21 protein-coding genes are annotated in these 22,086 nt (G+C 73.1%); 12 read left to right on the forward strand and 9 right to left on the reverse strand.

What is annotated here, in order from left to right:
- Window positions 1–28: 28 nt before the first annotated feature.
- Genes ACWCRA_RS13690 through ACWCRA_RS13705 form a run of 4 tightly spaced genes read right to left on the reverse strand, consistent with a single transcriptional unit; the run spans window position 29 to window position 3,982 of the window.
- Complete coding sequence (locus tag ACWCRA_RS13690; RefSeq protein WP_451067597.1) at window positions 29–412, reverse strand: MazG-like family protein; 384 nt, start codon at window positions 410–412, stop codon at window positions 29–31.
- Entirely contained in the window at window positions 409–1,236 is an 828-nt protein-coding gene (locus ACWCRA_RS13695) for a class I SAM-dependent methyltransferase (RefSeq protein WP_451067598.1), read from the reverse strand. Before ACWCRA_RS13695 ends, ACWCRA_RS13690 begins: the two co-directional genes overlap by 4 nt.
- Window positions 1,233–2,513: a hypothetical protein gene (locus ACWCRA_RS13700; protein WP_451067599.1), complete on the reverse strand. Its 1,281-nt coding sequence runs from the start codon at window positions 2,511–2,513 to the stop codon at window positions 1,233–1,235. The genes ACWCRA_RS13695 and ACWCRA_RS13700 overlap by 4 nt, the downstream gene beginning before the upstream one ends.
- The gene (locus tag ACWCRA_RS13705) at window positions 2,510–3,982 is read right to left on the reverse strand and encodes a DNA polymerase subunit beta (protein WP_451067600.1); all 1,473 of its coding nucleotides are present in this window, start codon (window positions 3,980–3,982) and stop codon (window positions 2,510–2,512) included. Before ACWCRA_RS13705 ends, ACWCRA_RS13700 begins: the two co-directional genes overlap by 4 nt.
- 281 nt (window positions 3,983–4,263) lie before the next feature.
- Here ACWCRA_RS13705 and ACWCRA_RS13710 point away from each other — a divergent pair, with 281 nt between their 5' ends.
- Window positions 4,264–5,643 (forward strand): helix-turn-helix domain-containing protein, encoded by a 1,380-nt coding sequence (locus ACWCRA_RS13710; RefSeq protein WP_451067601.1) that lies wholly within the window; start codon window positions 4,264–4,266, stop codon window positions 5,641–5,643.
- A gap of 371 nt (window positions 5,644–6,014) precedes the next feature.
- On the opposite strand, the gene ACWCRA_RS13715 is transcribed toward ACWCRA_RS13710, so the two are convergent.
- The 4 genes from ACWCRA_RS13715 to ACWCRA_RS13730 form a co-directional block, all read right to left on the reverse strand.
- Window positions 6,015–9,644 carry a hypothetical protein gene (locus ACWCRA_RS13715; RefSeq protein WP_451067602.1) on the reverse strand — a complete coding sequence of 1,210 codons (3,630 nt, stop codon included), beginning with the start codon at window positions 9,642–9,644 and terminating at the stop codon, window positions 6,015–6,017.
- A gap of 9 nt (window positions 9,645–9,653) precedes the next feature.
- The gene (locus ACWCRA_RS13720) at window positions 9,654–10,334 is read right to left on the reverse strand and encodes an endonuclease domain-containing protein (protein ID WP_451067603.1); all 681 of its coding nucleotides are present in this window, start codon (window positions 10,332–10,334) and stop codon (window positions 9,654–9,656) included.
- Between the two features lie 42 nt (window positions 10,335–10,376).
- Window positions 10,377–11,351 (reverse strand): DUF6624 domain-containing protein, encoded by a 975-nt coding sequence (locus tag ACWCRA_RS13725; protein ID WP_451067604.1) that lies wholly within the window; start codon window positions 11,349–11,351, stop codon window positions 10,377–10,379.
- A 150-nt stretch (window positions 11,352–11,501) separates the two neighbouring features.
- Complete coding sequence (locus ACWCRA_RS13730) at window positions 11,502–11,924, reverse strand: hypothetical protein (RefSeq protein WP_451067605.1); 423 nt, start codon at window positions 11,922–11,924, stop codon at window positions 11,502–11,504.
- 227 nt (window positions 11,925–12,151) lie between these two features.
- Between ACWCRA_RS13730 and ACWCRA_RS13735 the strand changes: the two genes are divergently transcribed.
- From ACWCRA_RS13735 to ACWCRA_RS13785, 11 genes are all read left to right on the forward strand, one after another.
- Window positions 12,152–12,376, forward strand: a complete 225-nt coding sequence (locus ACWCRA_RS13735) for a hypothetical protein (RefSeq protein WP_451067606.1) — start codon at window positions 12,152–12,154, stop codon at window positions 12,374–12,376.
- Window positions 12,377–13,124: 748 nt separating this feature from the next.
- Window positions 13,125–13,364 carry a hypothetical protein gene (locus tag ACWCRA_RS13740; RefSeq protein WP_451067607.1) on the forward strand — a complete coding sequence of 80 codons (240 nt, stop codon included), beginning with the start codon at window positions 13,125–13,127 and terminating at the stop codon, window positions 13,362–13,364.
- Window positions 13,365–13,537: 173 nt separating this feature from the next.
- Window positions 13,538–14,101: a hypothetical protein gene (locus ACWCRA_RS13745; RefSeq protein ID WP_451067608.1), complete on the forward strand. Its 564-nt coding sequence runs from the start codon at window positions 13,538–13,540 to the stop codon at window positions 14,099–14,101.
- A 131-nt stretch (window positions 14,102–14,232) separates the two neighbouring features.
- Window positions 14,233–15,183, forward strand: a complete 951-nt coding sequence (locus ACWCRA_RS13750; RefSeq protein WP_451067609.1) for an AAA family ATPase — start codon at window positions 14,233–14,235, stop codon at window positions 15,181–15,183.
- Between the two features lie 171 nt (window positions 15,184–15,354).
- The gene (locus tag ACWCRA_RS13755; RefSeq protein WP_451067610.1) at window positions 15,355–16,050 is read left to right on the forward strand and encodes a hypothetical protein; all 696 of its coding nucleotides are present in this window, start codon (window positions 15,355–15,357) and stop codon (window positions 16,048–16,050) included.
- A complete protein-coding gene (locus ACWCRA_RS13760; RefSeq protein WP_451067611.1) occupies window positions 16,047–16,391 on the forward strand; it encodes a hypothetical protein in 345 nt (114 codons plus the stop codon). The genes ACWCRA_RS13755 and ACWCRA_RS13760 overlap by 4 nt, the downstream gene beginning before the upstream one ends.
- A 12-nt stretch (window positions 16,392–16,403) precedes the next feature.
- A complete protein-coding gene (locus ACWCRA_RS13765) occupies window positions 16,404–16,889 on the forward strand; it encodes a hypothetical protein (protein WP_451067612.1) in 486 nt (161 codons plus the stop codon).
- A 69-nt stretch (window positions 16,890–16,958) separates the two neighbouring features.
- Window positions 16,959–18,236 (forward strand): hypothetical protein, encoded by a 1,278-nt coding sequence (locus ACWCRA_RS13770; protein ID WP_451067613.1) that lies wholly within the window; start codon window positions 16,959–16,961, stop codon window positions 18,234–18,236.
- Window positions 18,237–18,374: 138 nt separating this feature from the next.
- Entirely contained in the window at window positions 18,375–19,490 is a 1,116-nt protein-coding gene (locus ACWCRA_RS13775) for a hypothetical protein (protein WP_451067614.1), read from the forward strand.
- Window positions 19,459–19,965, forward strand: coding sequence for a DUF6884 domain-containing protein (locus ACWCRA_RS13780; RefSeq protein ID WP_451067615.1), 507 nt, complete (start codon window positions 19,459–19,461; stop codon window positions 19,963–19,965). Before ACWCRA_RS13775 ends, ACWCRA_RS13780 begins: the two co-directional genes overlap by 32 nt.
- Before the next feature lie 662 nt (window positions 19,966–20,627).
- On the forward strand, window positions 20,628–21,059 hold the full coding sequence (locus tag ACWCRA_RS13785) for a hypothetical protein (protein ID WP_451067616.1): 432 nt from the start codon (window positions 20,628–20,630) through the stop codon (window positions 21,057–21,059).
- A 477-nt stretch (window positions 21,060–21,536) separates the two neighbouring features.
- On the opposite strand, the gene ACWCRA_RS13790 is transcribed toward ACWCRA_RS13785, so the two are convergent.
- Window positions 21,537–21,902: a hypothetical protein gene (locus tag ACWCRA_RS13790; protein ID WP_451067617.1), complete on the reverse strand. Its 366-nt coding sequence runs from the start codon at window positions 21,900–21,902 to the stop codon at window positions 21,537–21,539.
- Window positions 21,903–22,086: the final 184 nt, after the last annotated feature.

A 22,086-nucleotide genomic window follows, 5' to 3' on the forward strand; every position in this document is an offset into this window, starting at 1 on the left:
CCCGCCGGGGTTCCGGGCCTTTCGTGTGTCAGTCCGCGGCGGGGGTGAGGCCGGCGCGGTGGGCGACGGTGCGGATGTGCCGGTCGAGGAGACCGGGGACGTCCGCGGGCCGGGGGTCGTCGCGGTGGAGGTGCGCGACGGCGCACAGGGCGGTCATGGCGACGTCGAGGAGTTCGTACTCGACCTGGGCGAGTCCGGTGGCGGCGGGTTTGCGGGGGTTGTGGCCGAAGGCGGCGACGAGGGCCGCGATCACCTCCCCGGCTTCCTCGCCGACCTTGGCGGCCCTCCCCCACAGCAGCGCCTCCGGATCGCGGGCCCGGTTGGCGGGGGCGCTGTCGATCCAGAGGGAGACCGTGTGGAGAAGGTCGTTCGGGGACGGCCCGTCGGCGTTGGACAGTCCGGCGGCGTTCACCGGCCGCCGCCCGACGGTGAGGCGATGGTGATGAGGTGCTGGGAGGTGCCGAGGGTGCTGGGCTGGTCCTCCAGGCGGGCGAGAGCGCGCAGGAGCTGGGCGCGGCGGCCGGGGTGGGTCATGCGGTCGGCGAGGTCGGGCAGGAGTTTCGCGGGGCCTTCGACGGCGAGCAGGGCGCGGGGGGTGAGTCCGGCGGCGGTGGCTTCGGTGGTGAGTTCGTCGGGGGCGTGGAAGTAGGCGGTGGTCCACAGTCGTTCGTGGTCGCCGGTGGGGTTGCGGTGCCGGCCGGTGGCGATGTGGGTCGCGGCGATCTCTTCGGCGCCCGGCTGGTCGAGGGTGCCCTTGGCGAGCATTTCCCAGGTGGTGTAGTAGCGGGAGGCGCCGGCGGCGGCGACGGTGCCATGGGGGCGCAGGACACGGCGGGCTTCGCGCCAGGCGGTGGCGCGATCGGCTCGGTCGGTGAGGTGGTAGAGGGGACCGAGGAGGAGGACCGCGTCGAAGGAGGCGTCGGCGAAGGGGAGGTTCCGGGCGTCGGCCCGTAGGGCGTGGTGGAGAGGGTGGGGGGCGGTGGCGGAGGCTTCGGTGGCCTGGCGGACGTGGAGGGAGACGGGGTCGATCAGGGAGACGGTGTGGCCGAGGGCGGCGAGGGCGAGGGCGTAGATGCCGGGGCCGCCGCCGATGTCGAGGACGGCCGCGGGCGGCGGCGGGAGATGGCGGGTGAGGATGTCGAGGGTGCGGTGGTACTCGATGGAGCGGCGGGGGTCGCGCAGCCGGTCCTGTTCGCGGCCCTCGTTGTAGAAGGCGAGGATCTCGGGGTCGATCACGGCCCGTCTCCCGTCAGGGTGGTGGTGAGGTGGTCGGTGAACGCGATCTGGAAGGCGCGGCGCTGGACCAGGTCGCCGGGAGTGAGAACGGGGCCGCCTGCGCGGTCGATGAGAGAGGCGACGGCGCCGCCGATCGCGGGGCTGCTGCCGACGTAGCTGATGAACTTGAGCTGCATCACCAACCACAACGGGTTACCGGGGCCGGTGAGGGGCTTGGTGGCAGTGGTGGGGTGGGGGGTGTGAAGGGCGATGTTGTAGCTGAGACCGCCCAGCGACAGGGACCGGTTGGCCCACGGGCGGCGCGGTTCGAGGAGCGCGAGCTGGCGGTCGGTGACGTCGCGGAGCGCGGCGCGCAGCGCGGTCAGCCCCTCGCGGGCCGGCGGGGAGAGCCAGTCGACGCGGTCGAGGCGGCGGGCGACGTCGGGGGCGGGGAGCAGTCGGGGGCGGCGCCAGGGCAGGGTGAGGGCGGGGGTGCCGGTGAAGCAGGCCCGGATCTGCCGGTAGGCGGTCTCGGCGGTGGTGTGCAGGGTCCGCAGGAGGGCGCGGAAGCCGGGGGTGGTGACGTACGGCCAGCCGGGGAGGCGGATCTTCAGTCCGGCGGGCAGGAGTTCGCGGGCGTCGCGGGCCGGGTCGGAGCCGAGGACGGTGAGATCCGAGTCCGGTAGGGCACCGTGGTGGTGGAGGGCGTCGGTGAGGATCCGGTGGGCGAGGTAGGCGACGGGGTCGATCAGGGAGCGGCGGGCCCCGGGGTCGGCGACCTGCCGCAGGGGGATGGGGGTGGCGGTGTGGTGGAGGGCGCGGGGCCAGCAGTTGAGGTGGAGGTGGAGGCGTTTGTCCCACCACTGGCCGTTGTCGCGGTCGAGGGTCTGGTCGTGGTTCCAGGCGATCATGGCGCGGGCGCCGTCGAGGCCGAAGGCGCGCAGGACCGCGGGGGTGGAGAGGAAGTCGGCGAACGTGCGGGCGCCGGTGAGGAGGGCGGCGAGGACGGGGTCGGGGGTGTCGGCGACGTGGGTGCGGAGCTGGTCGTCGCGGGCGGCCAGGAGCATGAGGTCGTGCAGGGCGTGGGGGAAGGCTTTGTCGATGACGGCGAGGCGGTCTCCGTCGGCGAGCGGGTAGTCGGCGAGGATGTTCGGCCCGTAGTGCTTCTTGTAGCCGGTGGTGTTGTGGAGTTCGGGGGGCGGGGCGGCGCGGCGGGGTGCGGGCAGGGAGGGGCTGACGGGCAGGTCCCAGGCGCCGTCCGGGTACAGGGCGTCCAGGCCGGTGCGGGCGGGGGTCACCGGCCAGCTCCGGCGAGCCCGACGGCGGTGTGGGTGATGGCGGTGGCGGCGGCGATGCCGGTCATGGCGGCCTGGACGATGCCCTGGGCGATGCCGGCGGCGTCCCCGGTGACGTAGAGGGGCAGGCCGCCGGGGACGCGGAAGCCGGCGTCGAGCGGCGGGGTGGCCCACAGGGACTCCAGTTCGGGCCCGACGACGAGGATGTCGTCGAGCCCGGCACCGGGCAGCACGGTTCCGGTGTGGCGGAGGATGGAGTCCATGAGCCGCTGGAAGCCGGTGGCGAGCGCGGTGTGCTCGGCGTCGGTGAACAGGAGGTCGACCCGGCCCGCGGTCAGGTCGGCGACGGACGGGTCGAACGGCAGACGGTTACGGGTCTCCTCCCAGGGCGCGGGGTCGTCGGTGCGGGTGAGGAAGGCGCGCAGGCTCTGGACGAGGGGCCGTCCGCCGCTGAGCGCGCGGTACCCGGCCAGGAAGGACTCCCTCGCCTGCGCGCGGGTGCCGCGGCCGGTGGCCTGGCACAGGAGGCCGAAGTTCGCCGCGAGGTCCCGGCCGCCGGCCGGGTGGCGTTCGAGGGTCTCGTGGCCGTCGAGGGTGATCACCGGCCCGCCGGGCCCGAACGCGTCGTGGTAGTGGGTGAACTTGATCCGCCCGCCGTTCGGGCCGCCGCAGAAGCAGAACGTCTTGACCTTCTGCGGGCCGAGGTGCTGGGTGACCTTGACGTCGGGGTGCTCGTCGCCAATGGCGGCCAGCAGCGGGGCGGGCATCTCCAGCCGGATCCCGACCGAGATGTCCGGCGGCTCGCAGGGGACGCCGAGCGTTTCGAGGAGGCGGGTGGTGGAGGTGACGCCGCGGCGCCCGGTCGCCAGAACCAGGTGTCCGGCGGTCACCTGCCGGGCCCCGGCGATGTTGCGGACCGTCAGCCGCAGCCCCGCCGGATCCGGTTCCGCCCCGGTGAGTTCGCTGCCGTGCCACAGGATCACCCGGCCGTCGAGTTCGGCGTGGAGGGCCTCGATCACGGTGCGCAGGTCGCTCTCGGACAGCACGGCGACGGGGTACTCGCGGATCGCGAGCCTGTCCGCGGCGAACGCGGCCACCGCCTGCGGGGAGACGGCCTGCCCGACCAGCACCGGCGGCACCGCGAGCGGCGCGGTGAGCCACCCGTACGCCTCCTGGCACAGCTCGTCGGCGCGCAGGCCGCCGAGGTGGCCGGTGAGCCGGCGCCCGGAGGGGAGCTGGCTGAGTTTCGCCCCGTCCCCGTAGTGCATGCTCCCGCCGAATCCGCTGATCACGTTGCACACTCCGGCGCAGCCCGTGCAGTGGAACCCGCGGTCCACCGGGCACGGCCGCCTCCGGTAGACGCGGCCCGCCTCCAGCAGCAGGACCTTCAGACCGGGCCGTTCGTTCACCAGCGTGCGGGCACAGGCGATACCGGCAGGCCCGGCACCCGCGACAGCCACATCGACATGCATGGTCAACCCCCAGGAAGACGCGTGTGGACGAAATCCCGCCCCCCGGGGCCGCGGCACAGCCGGCGGCGACGGCAGCCCGTTCTCCCGGGCCGCACCACAAGGGGGCGGGGCACACCACGCTGCCCGCCCCTGGCGACGACGGCCAGTACCCGCCCTGTTGCTCCCTGTTGCGTGCCCGAGCAACAACGAGCAACATCCGAAACCCGCTTCCCCACCCCCACCGGCGCGCTACGGTCCTGGGTGACCACGAGAGACCGCACGCCGAGAAGCAGGGGGCACCGATGCCGCGACCCCGACACCGCAACCGGTTACCCCAGCCCCGCGGCTACCTCCTGACCCGTGCCCGGGACGCCCGCGGGTGGACCCAGACCGAACTCGCCCGCCGCCTGTGCGCCCTCAGCCTCGCCCGCGGGCGCTCGCTGCGCACCGGCCGCGACGGGGTCAGCCACTGGGAGAACAACCGGTCCCCGGACCTCCCCACCCAGTTCCTCATCGCCGATCTGCTCGGTATTCCACGGGCAGCCGTGCATGAGCGACCATGGCCCCAGTGGCTGTCCGAGGATCCCGCCCAACGGCCCGCCCCCCGGTCGTGGACGCTTCCCGGCGCAGCCCAGTCGCTCACCGAACTCGCCGCACCTGGGAGTGCCGTGGACACCACACGCAGAGACCTCGTCCTCATCGCCGGCTCCACCCTCACCGCATCCCTGCTCGCCTGGATCACCGCCGACCCCGTCGCCGCCGGCCAGCTCACCACCGGACGCCGCATCGGGGACGCCGCCGTCACCCGCGTCGAGGACCGGGTCCGGATGCTGCGCCGCATGGACGACACCGACGGCGGCGGCGCAGTCCTGACCGAAGCCGCCTCGGCCCTGGCCCTCGTCCGCGGACTCATCCGCACCCGCACCTACACCGCCGAACAGGGCGCCCGCCTCTACGCCGCCGCCTCCGACCTCGCCCGCCAGCACGCCGCCGCCGCCTTCGACATCCACGGCGCCTGCGCCGACCGCGCCTTCGACACCGCCCTGCGCACCGCCCACGCCGCCGGTGACACCGCGCTCGGCGCCAACGCGCTCGCCTTCTGGACCGTCAGCGCCTACAACACCGGCCGCCTCCAGGACGCCGAGACCATGGCCACCACCGCCCTCGCGGCCGTCCGCGGAACCGCCACCCCCCGCGTCGAAGCCCTCGTCCTCACCCGCCGTGGCCGCGCCCGCGCCCACCTCGGCGACGGACGCTGCTGGGCCGACTTCGACCGCGCGGAAACCCTCTTCGCCCAAGCCGACGAACGTGGCGAGACGGGACCGGACTGGTCCTACTGGTTCGACCGCGCCGAGATCCTCAGCGCCCGCGCATCCAGCCACCGCGACCTCGGCGAACACCAACAGGCCGAACGCCTCTTCGGCCGGGCGACATCCCTGTTCGCATCCGATGCCGTCCGCGACCGCGCGCTCTACCTCACCCGCCAGGCCGAAGCCCAGCTCGCCCAGGGCCACATCGACCACGCCACCGCCACCGCGAACACCGCCCTCGACCTCACCGAAACCATCAGCTCCCACCGCACCACCACCCCCCTCCTCACCATCGCCGACCGCCTCACCCCCTCCCCCCTCACCGCCGCCCGCGACTTCGCCGAACGCGCCCGCACCATCCTCGCCGCCTGAACCGGGCACCCGGATCCGGACCAAGCGCGGGCCAGGGCCTGGTCCTCAACCCGACCGTCGTCCACGGAGGCACCGCCGCCTGGAACACCCTTCATCCGGGACAGCAACTGCTGCGGGCCAACCTCTCCCAGAACCCGGCCACGTTCAGCGAACGCCTGTGTCTCCTCGGCCCGCCGCATCCGTCCCCGGACACCATGACGAGCCGCCTCCGGCCACAGGGTACGGACGTGATCACCAGAGCGCCGTCTCAACCCGGATCCGCTTCGCCGCCAGCTCCCCGAGGGCACGGCCTCGCCCCGCCACGAGCGCTCACCGGCGTGCGCGCCCGGTTGAAGAGGACCGCTCGACGGGACGTGGGGCGGAAACACAAGTCACGGGCCGGTGGGCCGGTTCCAGCCGGGGACCGGGTCGGCAACCTGGGCCAACAGGAAGGGGAGATGGATCAGGGAGGTGAAGGGGACGCCCGGGTCCGCGGTGAAGGCGGCCGGGTCGGTACCCGGGGTGACGAAGAGGGGGATCACTGTCCACTCCCGGTCGGGCTCCGCCCCGCACACCCGTGCCGCGGCCTCGGCATGTTCGGCGATGGTGCGGGCCTTGGCCAGGAGTTTCTTGCGGTGGGCGGTGAAGCGGTCCAGGTGCTGCGCGGTGTGGTGGACACCGATGGTGCGGTGCGGGTTCTTCGCCTCGACCACCCACAGCCGTCCGCGGGCGGGGTCGACGGCGAGGAGGTCGATCTCGCCGGTCAGGCCGGGGATGCCTGCGGCTGCGGCGGGTTTCTCCTTGAAGTTGGCCCGGTGGGGCAGCCCCGCGTCGGCGGCGGCCTGCGCAAGGTCGGTCTCCAGCCGGTTGTTGTGCTGCTGGCGGTGGCGGTCCAGCAGGTCGGTGGCCTTCTTCGGGGTGTCGGGGCGGGGCAGGCGTCCGTCGGCGAGGGAGGTGGCGTAGAGCTGCCGGGCGGTGTGGATGAGCCAGGGCGCGATCAGGAGGTCGTCGCCGTGGCTGATCAGGGGGTGGGTGGTGGGCCGGGTGCGGCGTTCGACTTCCGTGTAGGGGTAGGGGTGTGTGCTGGTGGCGTTGCCGGGGTGGAGGACGAGGCGGTCGACGGCGGCGCGGATCTGGGGTTCGGGCAGTGCCGACCATGCGGCGGCCTCGCGGGCGAGGTCGTCTCGGGAGGTGATGGCGACGCGGTCGGTGGGGGTGGGCCAGTCGGCGGCGGTGGCGAGGACGGCGGCCAGGGCGTCGAGCCCGCAGTCCCACGCCGCGTGGAGTTCCCGGTCGGCTTGGGCGAGGGTACTGCCCGTGGGCGGGTCGAGGGGGGTGAAGCCGAGCGCGATACGGCCCTGCGCGCGGGCGGTGAACAGTTCCTCCGGTTCCAGGTGTCGCGGCTCCATGGTGCGGGCGTGGTCGAGCCACGCTTCTTCCCGGGCGCGGCGGTACGCCGCGGTGTCGAACCCGGCGGGCAGCGGCCCGCTCCCGACCGCGGGGGTGGTTGGTGGGGTGGTGTCGTGGAGGGTGAACAGGCCGGTGGGCTCGACGGTGAGGGTCGCGCCGTGCAGGCGCCGGCTCGCGGGGACGGCGACCAGGGCGGTGCTCAGGAGAAGTTCGGCCAGGGCGGTGAGGTCGGCGAGGGCGATCAGGTCGGCGGGGCGGGTGCCGGTGGGTGCCGTGATGAGGGCCTGCTGGATCAGCAGTTGCAGCGGAACGGTGAGGTGGGCGCCGTCGTGCTCGCGGGTGAGGGCTTCGTCGGCCCAGTCGTCGGTGCCGGTGCGGGCGAGGCCGGTCGCCGTCTCCCGTCGGCCGTGGTCGCGGGAGGCGAGGGCGGCGTCCAGGTGGCGGACCAGGACGGGCAGCAGATCGGGATGGTGGTCGCGGAGTTGGTCGGCGAGCGCCCCCTCCAGCGCGTGGAGGAGCTGCTGGGCGGGGCCGTTGGGGCGCAGGGCGTCCCGGTCGGTGAAGGTGCCGGTGGGGACGTCGGCAGTCCGTACGGCGTCGGCGGCCACGCGCAGGGCGCGGGCGCGGATGTGCGGTGTGTCGCTGGGAAAGAACGGAACGGTGCCGGCGGGGGGAGGGGTGTGGGGGTCAGTGGCGTACCAGGCCAGGACAGGGGTGGCGGTGTTCCAGGCGGTGGCGAATTCCTCGGCGGTCGCACCGGGGGCGGTGCGGATGCGGTCGAGGGTGTGGTGGAGGACCAGGCCGAGGGCGCGGTGCAGCTCCTGCGGCGGCGTGGTGAGGAGGTCGGGGCCGAGGACGAGGTCGATGCGGGCCCGTTCCTCGTCCATCGTGATCATCACCGGCAGGGCGCCGGGTGGGGCGTCGGCCGGTGGCTGGTGGGCAGTGGTGGTCTCGGTGAGGCGCAGCACGAGGGGCCGGTCGGCGGGAAGGGTCGCGTGTCCGGCGGGGTGCGGGTGTCCGGCGAGGGTTCCGCGGATGCCGTCGGCCAGGCCGGCGAACCCGGCCTCGTCCAGCAGCGCCTTCCGGTCGGGATTGACCCGGGCGACGATGACGAGCGCGGGCCGGGTCGCGGCGCACACCCGGATGCGCTGTCCGTCCTGGGTGCCGGTGAGGTCGGCCCACTGCCCGGAGCCGACGGGCGCCTCGGTGAGCCGGCCGTAGGGCCAGTCGATCGCCGGGGCGAGGCCGGCCGCGTCCAGCAGGTCGTCCACCGGTGCCCACAGCGTGGCTCGTTCCCAGGAGACGTCCCATCCGCACGGCCCGACGACGGCCACCCCCTCGCCCGGGGGCCCGGGCGGCAGAAGGAACCCACGCTGGTGCCAGACGGTCCAGGCGTCCAGGACATCCGTGTACGCGACGGCGTCGGCCCCGGGGTGGCCGGTGACCTCCAGGGCCCACAGCGCCAGCAGCGTCAGGTCGCCGCCCGCGGCGCTGAGGATCTCGGCGAGCTCCTCGGCGTGGACCATGAGGGTGTCGGTGACGATCTCGGGGCCGAGGAGGGCAGGCCCGCCGTAGACGACGAGCCGGCCGGTGCCGGGCGGGCTGTCCGCCAGCTCGGCGCGCGCCTTCTCCACCAGAGCGGGCAGATCGCCGCCGGGGGTGGCGACGACCGCGATCTCCAGCCGGAGCGGTGGTGAGCTGATCCGGCACACCTCCCCCATGGCATCGGGCGCCTGCGGGAGGCCGAGGAGGCGGGCGACGCGGGCGATGGTGGTGCGGTGCAGCCGTTCCCGGACTGCGGGCGGCAGCGGGTGGGCCGCCAGGAGTCCGCCGGTCGCGGCGCACGCCGCCTCCAATGCGGTCGACCCGGGGACCGGGACACGGTGACCGTCGGCGGTGACGAGCAGAACCGGCCCGAGCAGCGGGCGGCCGGGCTCGTGGACGAGCGGCAGGTCGGCGAGATCGCGGGTGAGGTGGGCGAGCGCGACGCCCGACCGGTCCGGCCCGTGGGCCCGGCCGATGGTGAGGTGACCGCTCCCCAGCGAGGCGGCGGCCGTGACTTGGTCGTCGGTCACGGTGACCTCGGCCGGGTCCAGCGGAGGTTCGGTCTCCCCGGGCCAGGTGGGGGCGAGGTGCGTGACGACGTGGTCGGTGTGCCGGAGCGCCAGGTCGAGGACGTCCGCGATGCCGAACCCGCGCACCGCCGTGAGGTGCTCGTCGACGGCGGCCGCGGTCTCCCGCAGGCTGCGCAGGACGACGAGCGGGTGGTCGAGGTCACCGGGGTGTACCAGGGGCCGGTGGCCGTCGACGGTGAACCGCACCCGGGCGGCGGGGTTGTTCGGCTCCCGCTCCGTGGTGACCCCCCGCTCCGCGGAGTGCAGGGCGGCGGACAGGATGGCGGGCAGATCACCGGCCCTCGCGGTCCGGCCCTCCCGGCCGACGGCGGACAGGGCGCGGGTCCAGGCCAGGAGGAGGTGGTCGTGGAAGCGGGCACAGGCCGGGGAGTCGAGGGCGGCGCGCAGCAGGGTCAGCAGCGAGGTTCCGGAGAAGGGCTCCAGGACCCGGTCCAGCACGGCCGGGTCGTCTGGGCGCGAGGGGGGTTGGGTGGTCATGCGGGTGCCTCACTCTCGCGCTGCCGGTCGCGGACCAGCCTGCCAGGACGACGGTGCCGGCACCCGGCGGTTCGGCGAATCCGAAGGAGTCATGGTGCCTCGGGGCGCGGCGAGGGCGCTTTCCTGTGCCCGGCGCAGGAGTTCCTTGGCCGCGCGCTGTGCCGGGGCTCGGTAGGTCACCGTGATGCCGATGATCACGGCGGGCGGCAGGGTCCGGTAGCGGAGCCAGCGGGGGTGCCGGGGTGGTGCGAGCCCTTCGGCCCGGTTGCACACCCCGCACAACAGGCCCCGCACCAGGCCCGATTCGTGGCTGTGGTCGAGATACAGGTCCGGATCCGAGTCCGAGTGGTGGCTGTAGCAGCCGTGGCCGCAGCTCGCGCAGCGGCCGTTGTGCCAGTCCACGAGCGCGTGCAGAGGGTCTGCACCGGGTGGGGGCCCGATGCGCGGGTACTCCCAGGAGTGGCAGGCGGGCGGCCGGGCTTCCCTTCTGACGTCTTCGGCGTGGCTTTGGGGGCTTGGGATGACGCACCCGTAGGTCTGCACGAAGGAGATCCTGGGGTTGTCGTACAGCGCCTGCCAGTCGTCGTCGGACAGGTGCAGCAGACATCCGCCCAGGCCGGGAAGCGGTGACGAGCGGCACTGCTTGCCCGGGGTCTTCAGCGGACGGCCGCACCGGTCCTGATGCCCCATGGTCTTCTCTCTCCTTCGCCGTTGCGGGGTTCGCGGTCCTGGTCACTGGTGTGCGGAGACGGACCGGATGTAGTCGTCGAGCGGTTCGAACCCCCACGCGGCCCGGCGTTCTCCGACACCCGGGGGGTCGATCATCGGGAACGGCTTCAGCTTGCCGTCGTCCTGTCCGGCGAGTTGTGTGCCGAACACCTGGGGCAGCCCCTGGTGGATGCGGACTCGGTCCTCCAGCAGGGCCGCGTGCCGGACATCGGCGTCCCCGGCGGTGACGGCCCGGGCGAGCAGATCGAGGCAGTCGGCCTGGAACTCAGGCATCCGGTCTGCGTGCTGAGCGAGGAGCCATGCTGCGGTGGCGCCGTCTTCTGCGACGAGGGCCCGGCCGGGCCAGCCGTGCTCGGCGATCACGTCCTGCAACCAGCCAGTGTTGTCCTGGTCGACGGCCCCCCACCGATCGTAGAACCCCTGCGTCCGGTCGCCTTCGGGGGTGAGCCGCACGGCTTGGTCGCGGTCCTGGCGATCGAGGAGTGCCCTGCGCAGGTTCGCGTGCCTCCGCGGTGGACTCGGCAGTCGAACAGCGTCCTCGACGCCGCCGAACACGGCGCGTGCCAGGGCGCGGATGCGCTCCGGCAAACCGGAGGCGTCCAGTTCGTTGGAGGACAGCCATCGGCCCGGGTGTCCGGTCTGGGCGAATGGCCTGTCCACGACGCTGGCGAAGACGTGTTCACGGTGGTCCGGGTCGGCCGGGCTGCTGCCGGGTGCGAGCGGGGCGGTCAACTCCCACAGCTCGTCGGCGGCGGTACGCCGGTTGCCGGTCGGCGAGGGCCGGGGCAGCAGGCGGGCGCGGTGACCGTGCTCCTCGGCCGCCCTCAGCACGGCTTCCGCGGTGGTCTCGCCGTCTTCGCAGCGAGTGCTGGGGACATACGGACGGTCTCGCGCGGGTTGCGCACACCAGACCTTCCACTCGTTGCCCCAGCGGGTGAACAGCAGGACTGTCGATGTCGGTTCACCGGAAGCGCTCACTCTGCGAATCCTTCCGGATCGCTCGGCTTCGGGAAGACGGTTCGGCGAAGGTCATCTGATCGAGTGGCCGGATCAGGAACCCCAGGGCCGACGCTGCCGGCCCGGCTGGGCGCGTTCGGGGCCCGGCAGGAGCGGGGGCCACCTCGCCGGTCAGTCCCGGGGTGCTGACGGCGACTGCCGTTCGTGGATCAGTACGGCGTCCGGGTCCGGGGCGGAGCGGTTGGCCCGCACTCGGGACGGGATGGGGGTGGCGTCGGCGGCGGACGGCACCCCCGGTGATTCAGTCCGTGGGGGACGGCGGCTGGGGGCCAGGAGGCGGGGAGGACAGCCCGGGCTGTCCGGCGTCCCGGGTCCGGGGACATCGGGAGGAGTGGCCAGCGAGATGCCCTGCGCCTCGCACTTCTCGTCGGTGTAGGGGCGGGCGTGTCCGAGTCCGTCCCACTGGATGTAGTAGCGGCCCTGGCCGTCCGTCGATTCCCACGTGGTGGTGCGGACCGTTCCGAGCTCAGGGCCGGTGGCGCCGGGCCGCTGGACGCGGTCCCGGGGTGCGAACTTCAGAGTGATGACCGGCATGGCCCTCCATTCAAATAGTGACCCTTAAGACTCTACACCAGAGGCATGATCGAGCAGACCCTTCATGACTCTTAAGACTTGCCTTCACCCTGCCCCTTACGTAGACTCTTAAGAGTCATAAAGTTCTCCGCCCACCGTTCACCCGACACTCCGGACCCCCACCCTGATCCGCGAGTTCGCCGGGTCCGCACCGGCCCGGTGTCCCTCCGCAGAAGGAGACATCCACCTTGACCGCAGCACTTCGCGGCCAGACCGCCGTCAACCACTACCAGCGGGAGCGCGGCGGAGAGCCGGACCTCCCCACCTCCCTGGCCGACCTCGTTGCCGACCTGATCCTGTGGTCCGCCCACCACGACCTGGACTGGGACCGGGCCCTGGACCGGGCCGAGTGGTACGCGCAGGCCGAGGCGTGCTGCGCCGACCACGGGGGAGGACCGGCCAGCACGCGCTGAGGATCTCCCGCACCCCGTACCCGCCCACCCTGGAGAGGCCCCTTGTCCCGCCCGCTCGGAATTCAGCAGCGTCACGCCCTCGACCGTCTCGCCCGCCTCAACTCCGGCTCCTGGAGCCCGGAGTGCGACTGGCGGATCACGAGCGTCTCCAACACGGTCAGGGTGCTGGACTCGCTCGTCGGGCGGGGCTTCGCGGCCGTGGACCGTTCCTCTCGGACGCCGCGGTTCGTCGTGACCGAGGCGGGCCTCAATGAGCTGGGCTGGTACAGCTGCGCCGTCTGCGCCCGCCTGACCCGCCGCCCGCGGTTCTCGTGGGCGCGGGGGGTGCGGACCGTGCGGTGCGAGCAGTGCCACGTGCGCGCGCCCCACCGGCCCCCAGACCGTTCCGCCGTGCGTGCCGACGCCCTTGCGGCGCCCGGGGCGGACGGGGTCCGGCAATCAGGCTCCGTCGGCGCCACGCCTCTGGGCGCTGGTGGCACCGGATACAGGCGGGCCGCCTGACGGCCGCCGGGACCTCATCCCCATCCCGGGCCAGCGGCCAAAAGGCTTCCGCGGGCCCCGGCGCCTATGGCCGGGCACGGCGACCGGCGGGCCCTTGCCCCTTAAGGCTTGCACCCTCCCTCGGCTCGAAGTAGAGTTTTAAGATGCATACGGAGAGTGAAGCGCACCTCTGCCCGTCTCCTGGGCCTCGGCCCGGGAGACGGTTTCGCGATGAGGTGGCGCATTCCCGCGACGAGGAGCGCGGGAGATGAGCGAGAACGACGGCGCCGGGGATCGCGCCGGCCGGGCCCGGCGCGCCGCCGAGCTGGTGGGCGCGTGGCGCCTGCTGCGGGCCTACGCCCTTGTGGAGCCGGCCATCGCCTCGGCGCTCAGGGCGATCGACACGACGGAGATGAGCGGGCGGATCGACGCCGCGGCGATCGACGCGGCGCTGATTGCGGCCCAGGCGGAGCTCGACCGCTGTACGGCCGCGGCGGAGCGGGGATGAGGGCGGTCACTGCAGCCGGTTCGGTCCGCGCACCGCGGCGGCCGAGCGGAGGCAGGCGCGGTGGAGTCCGCTTCCCGCCGGTGCCGCACGCCGGACCCGGAAGGGACCGAAGCATGACCACCGATGCCGTATCCTCGGCACAATCGAAAGTCTTAAGAGGCAGGATTGTGATTGTGACCAGCCAGGAACCCCTAGACCTGACCAAGCGCAAGGAGCCGCTCAGCCTGAGCGAAATCTCCCGGGCGTTCGAACTCGGCTCGCGCAGCACCGCCCAGAAGTGGCACAAGCACCAGATCCAGAAGGCCATGGGCGGTAAGGCGCCGGCGGCCAAGCCGGTGCTGCGCGCGGTCGCCGAGGCCATGGGTGTGGATCTCGACGAGGAGCAGCTCAACGGCCAGCGGCCGCGGTACCCGGTCGAGGTGGTCCTGGCCCTGGGCAAGGCGCTCGGCTACCTCGACGCCCAGGGCAAGCTGGTGGAGGAGATCCGCGACAAGGGGCGCGGCCGGTGGCTACCGGTGGCCCCCACCGTCGACCCCGCCTCGAAGCGCCGGCGCGTTTACATCAACCACCTGGCGCAGAAGATGGGCGTCAACAACGCGACGGTCGAGATGGCCAAGTACCGCGAGGTCGCCGGCATCGTGCCCCCGGACGGAACCGACGAGATCGACCGCATCTTCTGGTGGGTCCCCACGGCGAACAAAATGCTCAAGAACAAGGACATCAAAGACCTGTTCTGAGCTGCGGGAACGACGAAGGAATGATATAGTTTTAAGAGTCAAAGGAAAGTCCCGGTACCGGTTTCGCGACTGGACATCTCTACGCCGGTACCGGGACTCGCTGGAATACCGAGTGATTCCCGGAGGAACGCTTGACGGACGCTCTTACCCATCCGCCGCAGCCCGATACTTCCGCCGACCAGCTTAGCCGCAGCGACCGCTACCGGTTCACTCCCGCCGAGCGGGAGCAGCGCCGGGCGCGGATCGTGCTGGACGGGCCTCCCGGCTCAGGCACGACGTACACCTCGCTCGCCCTGGCATCGGCCATCGGGGAGCGGGTCGCGGTCATCGACACCCAGCGCGGGAAGGTGAGCGCCTACGCGAATGTTTTCGACTTCGCCGCCTGCCCGCCGCTGACGTACTTCTCGCCGGGCACGCTGATCACCGCGCTCGCGCACTGCGCGGATCAGGGATTCGACACTGTCGTCATCGCCTCGCTGTCCCCGTTCTGGGGCGGCCCCGGCGGTGTGCTGGAGCAGGTCGACCAGGCTGCCAAGCGCGGTTCGGGGGGCGGGAACTGGGGCGGGTGGAAGGAAGTCCGCCCCCTGGAACGCCGGATGATCGACGCGCTGCTCGGCTATCCCGGCCACGTCATCGCCACGGTGCGCGACCGGCTCGACTACGTCGCCGAGGCGGACGAGCACGGCCATCAGGTCCGGCGCGTCATCGGGCTCGGACCCGTGGGCCCCACCGGCATGGAGTACGAGTTCGACATCGTCGCCACGATGGACCAGGCCCACAACCTGGTGGTGGTCAAGGCCCCCGCCGCCGAACTGTCCGGCGCGGTGGAGCACCTGCCCGGAGCGGCGTTCGGTTCCCGGATCAGGGCCTGGCTGGAGCAGGGCAAGCCGATCACTCCCGCGACCGATCTCGTCCAGGAAGCGTGCCAGCCCGGTCTCGCCTTCGATGAACTCGCCGATCTGATGAACCGGGTGCGGCTGCGGCAGGCGGAGGGCCATCCGCTGCTCCTGCCCGACGGAACCGGCACCACCCTGGGCGCACACATCCGCGAGCGGGGCAACGAGTCCCGCCCCACGCGCTAGCGCGCCCCGTGTTCACCATCTGACGACGTCACTTCCCCTCCTCACGGCGCGACCGTGCGGCCTCCTGCCGCACCGATTTCCCCGCGCCCGCTTCCTCTTCCCCGGCCCCGGTGCAGCTCTGGCCTGCGCCGGGCCCGGCTCCGCGACGACCGAAAGTCATGTATGCCCCAGATGCTCGACCACGCACACCCGCTTCACGCCCTGGTGCACGAGTACCGGGCGATGTCCGACCGGCACAAGGCCGCACTCGACCGGTACCTGGACGCGGACGGCGATGTGGAACCGGACCAGGACGACGCGTTCAGCCAGCGCGAGGCGGATCTCGCGCGGGAGGTCCGCGACTGGCTGGAGACGGCCATGTCCACGCTCACCGGGTGCCTCGAACTTCCCGACGGTCAGAACGTCAGCGTCACCGGCCGTGATGGCGACACCTTCACCGTGACGACCGGCCGGATCGACGAATCGGCCCGCGACGCTTTCCTGCACGGGCAGTGCCACGCTCTGGCCCGCGCCCTCGCCGACCGGACCGGCTGGCCGATGGCCCTGCTCATCAGCGACGACTGCAACCCGGAAGCGGACATGTGCAGCACGTCCGAGGTCGCCGACGGCGTTTGCGGCTGCCAGATGGAGCACGTCGTCGCGGTGCGGCCCGACGGCGCGCACGTCGACATCACCGGAGCCCACGCGCCCGGCACCCTGCCCGGCTACGAGGGCCAGCAGGCCATCCCCGTCGACGCGGACCTGTGGACGTTCATCACCCGCTCACCGTTCTGGCGCAGGCCCGCCCTCGACGTCGCCCGCACGTTCGTCACCCCGCTTCTGGGCTCCCTGCCCGCGCCCCTCTCCCCGGACGGGGAGGGCGCGTGAATCCCCGCCCGGTGGCCGCCGTCGGCCGCGTCGCGGGCCAGGCTGCCCGCTTCCTTCTCCGACGGTCCAACACCCTGCGCACCCGCGACGACGTGCACCACGGCACCGGGTGCGTGCGGGGGCTGTCCGGGCCCGCCCGCCCGGTGTGCGACGCCCCGGCGTGCCGGACGTGCCCGATCGACGATCTCCTTGACCTTCTCGGCCCGCTCGGTCTGCGCGGCGTCGTCCGGTCGGCCGTCGAGCTGTACGGCACCTGCGGCGACCCGGCCGGGATTCTCTCCACCACCCAGATCGATCAGCTGTGCTCGGTCGCCGAGCACCTCGACCGCCATGACGGCTAGCCGGGAGGCCCCGTGACCGCCACCTCCGAACTCGACGCGCTCCTCGGTGCCTTCGACGACTCCCGCAGGGCGGTGGTCGAGGAGGCCGCCCGCGCGGCCGGTCTGCTCTGGCAGTGCCGCAACACCGTATGCCGCAAGGGCGACAACCCGCGCGCTGCCGACCTGTGCCACGGGTGCGGCCACGACCGGGCGGGCGCGCCCGTCTCCGACGACCGGCCGGGCGTCTATCCCGCCCCCGACGAACTGTGGGAAGCCCTGCGCGAGGAGCTGCGCAAGCAGGTCGCCACCGCCGTGACGCCTCTCCCGGACGCCGTGACCCTTCTCTACCGCTCGGAGCACAAGCCGGTCTGGTCCCTGACCGCTCCCGTGCTCCACTACGGCGGCCGTACCGAGACCGGGGCGCTGACCTTGGCCGGGACGGAGGCCGAGGCATACCTGGACGACCTCGCCGACGAGGTCGAGCCGAACTACCTGGAGCACTTGCGCATCACGCTCTGAACCCCGTTGCCGGGCGCGGCGGCTGACCGCCGCGCCCGGCACCACCCCGCAGATGAGGAGAGACGAGACATGCCGCCCACCGCGTCCGCCGTTGTGCCGCTGCCGGGATTCGGGACCCTGGCCGTGCGCACCAGCGTCACGGAGCACGGACGTGCCCGGTACGACGTTCGCGGCCCGCATGTGCGGGGTGTCCTCGTCGTCATCCCAGTGGTCACCGCGGACGGTCCGGTCGTTCCCGACCGGGTCCGCGTGCAGTTCGGCGACGGTACAAGCGATGGCCGGTACACCGCCCGTCCCGCCGAGCCGGTCGCCCGCGGTGCCCGGATCCACGGCGCAACCGCCCCCATCAGCCCCCGTACGGTCTCCACCGGCGGTCACTTCCTCTGCGAGGCGGTCGTCCTGCGCGAGTGCGGGGAGACCCGCCGTATCCCCGACGGCGCCCGCGACCTCATCACCGCGGCGATCGTGGCCGTCGTACGGCACTGGAACCGCCGGCCGGACCGGGACACGCTCCTGCTGGCCGCAGCCCGGCACCGTGCGGCACACCACGCCGCCCACGAGGAACGCCGGGCCCGGAAGTTGGAGAGCGAACTCGCGGACATCCGCACGGCCCGTGCGGCCGCCCGCCGGCGCGCCCGCCAGGTCAGCGCTCTGGCCCGCCGCCGCCAGCCCGCCGTTCAGCCCCCGGCCACGGCCCCGGTCCGGCTCGCTCTCACCGACGGCGACGGAGCGCCGGCGGGTGTGCTGACGGTGCGGGAGCGGGAGGTCAACACCCTTCCCGGCCGGGTCGTGTACGAGGTGACCGGAGCACGGGTGCGCGGCCTGTTCACCGTCGGCCCCGACCGGTACCACCCCGAACCGGTCCCCCGCGGCCTCTACATCTCCTACGGCCGCCCGGCCGGCCCGTCGTGGGACTGCCGGGAGTGCAGCGACGAGCCGAGGGTGAACGGCGTCCGCATCAGCGGGGGATGGCACCATCGCGGAGCCGCCGACATCACACCGGCCAGCCCGCCCTCCCTGCCGGCCTTCGTACGGCTCGCCCGCGGCCGGCAGACGCGCGCGCCGGAGGCGTCCCGGAACCGGTTCTCCGCCGCGCTGCGGGCCCTGGCACTCCACTACACCGCACGGCCCGACGGCGAGGCCCTGCGGATCGCCGCAGCCAAGCACCACGCCGGCCACACGCAGGGCGCGGTCCGAGCCGAGCTGGCCGCACTCCGCGCCCAGGAGACCCGGGTGCTCTCCGAGCTGGCCCGGCACCGCGACCGCCTCACCCGGTTCACCGCGCTGCTCCGCCCGCCTGAGACCCTCCCCGGCCCCGCAGAACAGGACTTCGCCCGTGCCGTCTGAACCACGACCCGCCCGGCAGGCCCGCGCACCGCCACCGGCCGGCACACCTCCGTTCCCGTGCCCGTCGCCACACCCGAAGGAACCGATGCCCCAGCTGCGCATGACGCCGCTTCCCGCCGTACAGGAAGGCCGCCCCGCATGACCGTCCGTCCCTATGTCGAGATCCCCCGCCCCTACGAGACCAGCCCCAACCGCTTCGACGTGGAGCTGTTCTTCCCGGCCTCCTCCAAGCGCCGCGCCGAGCAGCACCACAAGATCGCGTGGGAACTCGCCCGGATCTACGACGTCGACGCCGCCACCCCGTTCAAGATCAACCCCCGCTGGAGCGTCTACGAGGAGCAGTGGGGCAACGGCCAGCCCCACGGCTGGAGGGACTACCGGCGCCTGGACGTGCACGGCAAGCCGCGCGCGCTGGCCCGCTACCTCGCCGCGCTGACCCGGGTGATCACCTCGATCGAGCGCATGGCCACCCGCGCAGCCCGGACCTTCGGGACCTGGCGCCGGTCACTGATCGCGCAGTTCTCGGGTCACCTGGAGTACGAGGACCCCACGACGCTGCGCATCCGCGCGAAGGACTTCCGCACCCAGGCCCTGGACACCCTGGTCGGCTACCTGGCTCCCGGAGCGCCGCGCGCTCCGCACCGCGACCCGTCCCGGCCGCTGTGGGAGCAGGCCGCGACCGTGGCGAACGAGGTGTGGGAGGAGACCGGCGGCGTCGATCCGTGGTCGGTGCCCGAGGACGACGTCCGGGCCCACCTGGACCGGATGCGGCACATCGAGCTGTCGGTCGTCGCGGAACCGGCGGCGCCGTCCGCGCACGCGGTCACCGTGCCCGACACGGTCGAGGAGCTGCTGGAGCTGTCCGGCCCCGCGGACCGTGCCCCCGCCGAACCGCCCCTCGCGCCTCAGCCGACCGTCCTCGCCGCCCGCACCGGAACGCCGCCCGGCGGGCGCCCGGACCGTGCCGAACCGGCCGGGCGGGCATCCGCGGCCTGCGGCGCGCCGATCCGGACGGCACCGCCGGCCCGCACGGACGCCGTCCCCCTTCCCGCGCGTCCGCCCCGGGACCTGCGGGGCCGAACCCCCTCCGCGTTCCCGGACACGGACACGCGGTGGCTCAGGCCCACGCTCGATCCCGGCGTCCTCCACGAATCCTCCCCCTCTGCTGGTCTGAACGCCGGGCGGCCGCGGGAGAGGGAATCCGGGGGCGCGCATCACGTCCATGTCCGGCGGCGGGACCTCGTTGCCGCCTGAGCTGATCGTGATCCCGTGCAGTGCCGTGAAGACACAGGTTCCCCCCTTCACGGCACTGCCGGCGGGCGAGCTCTACCGCCCCGGTTCGTACCATCTCGCCTGCCGCCGCGCCGCCGAGGCCCTCGCCGGCACCGGATCGACGATCCGCGTACTGTCCGCCCTGTACGGGCTGGTGAGTCTGGAGGAGCCGGTCCTCACCTACGAGCTGCGGATCGGACAGCCCGGCGCGGTTTCCGCGCAGGAGGTCCGCGAACAGGCCCGCGAACAGGGACTCGCCCGCCCCGGGGAGGTCTGGGTCCTGGCCGGTCGGGACTACGCCCGGACCGTCACCGAGGTGTGGCCGACGGCCCTGCGCCCGCTGGAGGGAACCAGGGGCATCGGCGAACAGCGCTCCCGGCTGGCCCAGATCCGCAGAGCGCCCTCACCGCGGACGGTTGCCCGGTCCTTCGCCTCGCCCGCGCAGTCACCCGCCTGACTCGCCCGTCATCCCCGCAGGGTCGAGCGTCCCAAGCGGCGCGGTCTGGCCGAACGCGTGCGCCGGATGCCCGGCGGCCCCACATGACACGGCTTGATCAGCGCTGCGCGGGCAGAGGAAGCAGTCTGCCGCTCCAGCGCTCGTCGTCGTACGTGAACCAGTGCACCGGCTTCTCGTTGGAGTGCAGCGCGACCGCCTCCATCCCCTGCGAGACCGCGGACAGGACCCCGCTCGTCCAGCCCGTGGGATCCGCCCTGCTCCCGCGCCCAGGCCCGCGCGCCGTCGACCCCGGGCGTCACCACCGGCTTCCCCCGTCGAGCAGGCTGTCACCGAAGTCGTCCTCCAGGCCGGCGGGGTCACGCAGCGCGAGAATGTCGGGGTCCGCTCCACGCTCGTCAGCAGCTCCACGGGATTCACACCCTGGGCGAAGGTCAGCGTATAGAAGGAATGTCCCTGCGGAATTGGTCCAGCCCACGGCCGGTGTCGGTCCTCGTCATGTCCGAAATCTGGCACTCCCCGCCGGCGCCCCGGTCCGGGTAGGGCCCGTCGTGGAGCGGACCTGCCCGGTCGGCCGACGGGGGGACCGTCCTAGGCTTAATCCCATGACAGCGTCGGGCGCTTTCGCGCATCCCCGTGCGGGGCTTCAGTTCCATTGGTGGGCAGTGGATCCGGCAGGCCGGGTCGGTCTGTTCTCCTCCGCCTTCGGCCCGGTCCCCGCCACGGCGGTCGCCCACGTCGCGGCCATGGACAGGGCGACAGTGGACGCCAGGGCCAGCCATCCCGGGTGGTTCGACCGGCAGCACTGCTCCGACGACTCGTGTCCCGAGACCCACTGTCCTGTCGAGCTGGGCCGCGGGCCCTACCTGTTCACCTGGGACGAGGAGCACGACGACCGGTACACACGTTACGGCGTCCCGACGACGGCGGTGCACGTATCGGAGATGACCGCCCGCGTCGCCGATGCCGCCCGGCTCATCAAGGTCGGCCTCTCCTTCGACGGCGCCGCCCGAATCCATCTGAGCCGCTCTGGAGAGTGGGAGGCCCTGTCAGGCTGTGCGCAGTCCCCCGCCGGACGGTCCCGTCCCCACCTCTGAACGGTCCCGTCCGCTCCGACACCACGCGGCCTGCCGGGCTCCGGGACAGCGCGCCCGACTGCCGGGCACTGTCCGCTCCCCGCGCGAAGACCTGGCGACAGGTGATGTACCGATCGGCATCCCGCATCCGGCGCTCCTGGCCGGTTCCACGACCCAGCCACGACGGCGGTCGCCTCACGCGGCCCGACCACCGCCCGGAGTGACCGGGTCCGCCCGGGCCGGGCCCCGGGCAGCTGCCCCCAGCGCCGAGTCGGCCCTTGTCCGCAAGTCGCGCAGCTCGAACCCGCCGCCGGTCCGGTCACGTCGCGGAGCCTGATCGCCCTGCTCCTTCACCGACCGCGGCCTACGCGCTGGGGTCGGTGTCCTGGGGCAGTGAGGCGCTCGTGTGATGGTCTGCCGGCCACAGCCGGTCCCGTCCAGGATGCGCGCGAGGGTGGGATGGGTGCAGTGGGGCCTGGACAGCTGCCCGGCGGACACTCAGGCCGCGTTCGTCGGGGGCTTGCCGGAGGCGAAGGGCGAGGGACTGCCCGAGGCGAGCGGTGGGGGCGCGCCAACGATGAGCTCTTCCGCCAACTGCGAGTCCAGGGTCATGAGCCCGGCACGGACCCCAACCTGCCTGCCGACGCCGACATCCTTCTCGACGCCGAACGCCACCCCGACGACCCACTGCTGGCGGTCCGCGGCCTCACCGGCGAGCAGCGTCGCGAGCACGCGGCCCTGGCCGAAGAAGAAGGAGACCACATGCTGTTCTCCGGCAACCGCCTCGCCGAGCCGTCCCGGCAGGCCGCCGCAGCCCGGTCGGCGTTCCTCGACAAGGCCCGTGAGCATCTCGGAGACGGCCACTGACGGCCTCCGCGCGGTGACCGGTCGGGCGACGCGGTCCCGCACAGGCGCTTGCGGGTGGTCCTCGGACGAAGGGCTCCGGATTGTCAGTGCCGCGTGCTCCACTGAGTGGCCGTGGACATCAACTGGACCGGGTGGTCATGTGGTTGAACGACAGAGGCGCGATGCAGGCGAGCCGTCCGAG

It is taken from the genome of Streptomyces sp. NPDC001889, from assembly GCF_053594535.1.